Genomic DNA, 3673 nt, shown 5'->3' on the forward strand with positions numbered 1-3673 from the left:
TTTTGGGGTGCGGTTCAGTGTTGGACATATTATTTTTTAAGTATCTGAAATTAAGTTGATTTATTGTAATGGATTTTTATGATATTTTAAAGTGTTCAGCCAGCCTGAAAACCTGATGTATCATTTTAATTAATACCCACCTATCACAATTATCAATTAGCCAAAATATCTATAACGCCTTATAATAGTTGCCATTTTCACAATCAGATATCCATTATGAACACCATTAAATCTCGTGCAGCGGTGGCATTTGCCCCCAACGAACCCTTAAAAATTGTAGAAATTGACGTAGAACGCCCCAAAAAAGGTGAGGTTTTGGTCAAAATCACTCACACAGGCGTGTGCCATACAGATGCCTTTACCTTATCAGGTGCTGACCCAGAAGGGCTATTTCCTGCCGTACTTGGGCATGAAGGAGCGGGCGTGGTGGTAGAGGTAGGAGAGGGTGTAACAAGTGTTGCCGTTGGCGACCACGTCATTCCGCTTTATACAGCAGAATGTGGTGAGTGTCTGTTTTGCCAGTCTGACAAAACCAACCTATGTGTTTCTGTGCGAGCCACACAAGGCAAGGGCGTGATGCCAGACGGTACCAGCCGTTTTTCATATGAGGGCAAACCGATTTATCATTATATGGGCTGTTCTACATTTAGCGAGTACACGGTGGTTGCTGATGTATCACTTGCCAAAATCAACCCCGATGCCAACCCCCAAGAAGTCTGTTTGCTAGGGTGTGGGGTAACAACAGGCATTGGTGCGGTGCATAACACCGCCAAAGTGCAGGCAGGCGACTCTGTGGCAGTGTTTGGCTTGGGTGGTATTGGTTTGGCAGTCATTCAAGGGGCAAAACAAGCGAGTGCTGGGCGGATTTTTGCCATTGACACCAACCCTGAAAAATTTGCGTTGGCAAAAGAATTTGGGGCAACCGACTGCCTAAACCCAAAAGATTTTGACAAACCAATCCAAGAGGTACTCATTGAGATGACCAAATGGGGCGTTGACCACACTTTTGAATGTATTGGTAATGTGAATGTCATGCGTGCAGCGTTGGAGTCGGCTCATCGTGGTTGGGGGCAGTCGGTGATTATTGGTGTGGCAGGGGCAGGAGAGGAGATTTCCACCCGTCCTTTCCAACTTGTTACAGGCAGAACATGGAAAGGCACGGCATTTGGTGGCGTCAAAGGTCGCAGCCAATTACCCCAAATGGTAGAGGACGCCATGAGTGGCAAAATCCGCTTATCGCCTTTTGTTACGCACACCATGCCATTAGAGCAAATCAATGATGCGTTTGATTTAATGCACCAAGGTGAGTCAATCCGTTCGGTGGTGCATTATTCTTAACTCTTAAATGCTGGTTTGGTAAAAAGACTGTCTTTATGGGCGGTCTTTTTTGTGTAAATGATACTAATTCCTAAGCAAATTTTATTTTTTGGCTAAATTGTGTTACAATCTTTCGGATATTAACAAATTTTGGACAGATTTTGTTCAAGATGAACGTCATTGGTGCAATCAAATATGAATAGGACTGATGTATCTCAAATAGGACTGATGTATCTCATCAGTCTTTTTACTGGGTTATTGTTTATCCATATTTTATTGCACTACCATATCATAGGAGTGTAATATGAGTACGTCTACACCCAAAAAACACAAACATGGACTGAACATGCCTGTGTTTTTGACATCAGCAGGATTGATTACCTTTATTAGCTTGTTTGCTGTTTTATTGCCTGAGCTTGCAGATAAGACCTTTAAAGCGGTGCAATCGGTGATTGTAGATAATGCCAGTTGGTACTATGTGCTGACGGTGGCGATTATTTTATTGTTTAGCGTGTATTTGGGATTGTCAAAACTTGGTAACATCAAGCTAGGCCCTGACCATTCTCGCCCTGATTATAGCAATTTTTCATGGTTTGCCATGCTCTTTTCGGCAGGCATGGGCATTGGGCTTATGTTTTTTGGTGTGGCAGAACCTGTCATGCATTTTTTAAACCCACCACATGGGGATGGCAGTACGGTAGATGCTGCTCGTCAAGCCATGCGACTTACCTTTTTTCATTGGGGCTTGCATGCTTGGGCGGTGTATGCGGTGGTGGCTCTGATTTTGGCGTTTTTTGCCTATCGGCATAATTTGCCATTGACCTTGCGTTCGGCTTTGTATCCACTCATCGGCGATAAAATCTACGGCCCCATTGGTCATGCGGTAGATGTGTTTGCGGTGGTAGGGACGCTCTTTGGTTTGGCAACGTCGTTAGGCTATGGTGCGTTACAGGTCAATACAGGGTTAAATCATATGTTCTCATCCATCCCTGTGGGGACAACCAGTCAGGTGATTTTGATTGCCATCATTTGTGCACTGGCAACAGTATCGGTCATCTCAGGGCTTGATAAGGGCGTAAAAATGCTCTCTGAGCTTAATCTGGGTTTGGCGGTTGTGTTGCTGCTCTTTGTGTTATTGGGTGGCTCAACGGTATTTTTGATGCAAGCCTATGTTCAAAATGTTGGCTCATACATCTCAAATATTGTTGGCTTAACTTTTAATTTATATGCCTATAACAAAACCGATTGGCTCGGTGGTTGGACGATTTTGTATTGGGGTTGGTGGCTAAGTTGGGCACCGTTTGTGGGTTTGTTCATCGCTCGTGTCTCTCGTGGGCGTACCATTCGTGAATTCATACTTGGGGTGCTGTTTGTTCCTGCGGGGTTTACTTTTTTGTGGATGACCGTATTTGGCAACTCCGCCATTGACATGATTTTAAATCAAGGCAACACCATACTGGGCGATGTGATTAATAAAGATGTGTCGCTGTCTTTGTTTGCCTTTTTAGAACAGCTTCCCATGTCAGGATTGTTTAGCCATGTGGCACTTGCCATGATTATCGTGTTTTTTATCACATCAGCAGACTCTGGGGCGCTCGTCATGGACATGCTTTGTTCACATGGTAAGGGCAGTCGTGGGGTGCGTTATCGCCTGTTTTGGTCAATCGGGGCGGGCGTGGTGGCCATCGCTTTACTGCTCGCTGGCGGTCTTGGGGCACTACAAACCATGGCAATCGCCAGTGCATTGCCCTTTGTTACGGTGCTGATGATTGCCATGTATGGGCTGTTAAAGGCTCTAAACGTGGACGCCCAAAAACAAGAAATCCTACAACAAAATCTAAGCCTGCCCTTACCTGCCCAAGGCAGTGGTGTGTGGCGTGAAAGATTGCATGTCATTATGAATTTTCCAAGTCGCTCTGCGGTGAGCCGTTTTATTGACACCACCGTCAAAGAGGCGTGTCAAGACGTGGCAGAAGAGCTACGGGGCTTGGGCGTGGATGCTCGGGTATTAAATGAAAAATCAGGCAGTGTGGTGCTGCTGACCAATCACGGCAGTGAGATTGACTTTGTTTATAAAGTCAGTCTATCAAGCCACGCCCAACCTGAATTTGTCCACAGCGATGATGACACAACCAGTACCGCAAGTGATGACGATACCCAGACCTATTACCGTGCCGAGGTGCATTTGGGCGAAGGTGGGCAGGATTATGACATTATGGGATGGAGCAGTGAAGGGGTCATCAATGACATTGTGAGCCAGTATCATCGCCACATGCACTTTTTGCACAGTTTGCGTTAAAAATTTTGTATTCTTAGGATAATAAAAAAGGTGCGAAGTTGAACCGCACCCCAAAAG

2 protein-coding genes are annotated in these 3673 nt (G+C 45.3%); both read left to right on the forward strand.

The features are described 5' to 3' along the window. The first annotated feature begins 225 nt into the window (after positions 1-225). A complete protein-coding gene (locus B5J94_RS13035) occupies positions 226-1338 on the forward strand; it encodes an S-(hydroxymethyl)glutathione dehydrogenase/class III alcohol dehydrogenase (protein WP_062501297.1) in 1113 nt (370 codons plus the stop codon). Positions 1339-1621: 283 nt separating this feature from the next. Then, the gene (locus B5J94_RS13040; RefSeq protein WP_062501296.1) at positions 1622-3616 is read left to right on the forward strand and encodes a BCCT family transporter; all 1995 of its coding nucleotides are present in this window, start codon (positions 1622-1624) and stop codon (positions 3614-3616) included. The last annotated feature ends 57 nt before the right edge of the window (positions 3617-3673 follow it).

This window comes from Moraxella lacunata, from assembly GCF_002027545.1.
Lineage (GTDB): Bacteria > Pseudomonadota > Gammaproteobacteria > Pseudomonadales > Moraxellaceae > Moraxella > Moraxella lacunata.

Excerpts from the sequence above, each read along its gene's own strand:
- B5J94_RS13040 (WP_062501296.1), top strand. The coding sequence starts at position 1,622 with ATGAGTACGTCTACACCCAAAAAACACAAACATGGACTGAACATGCCT.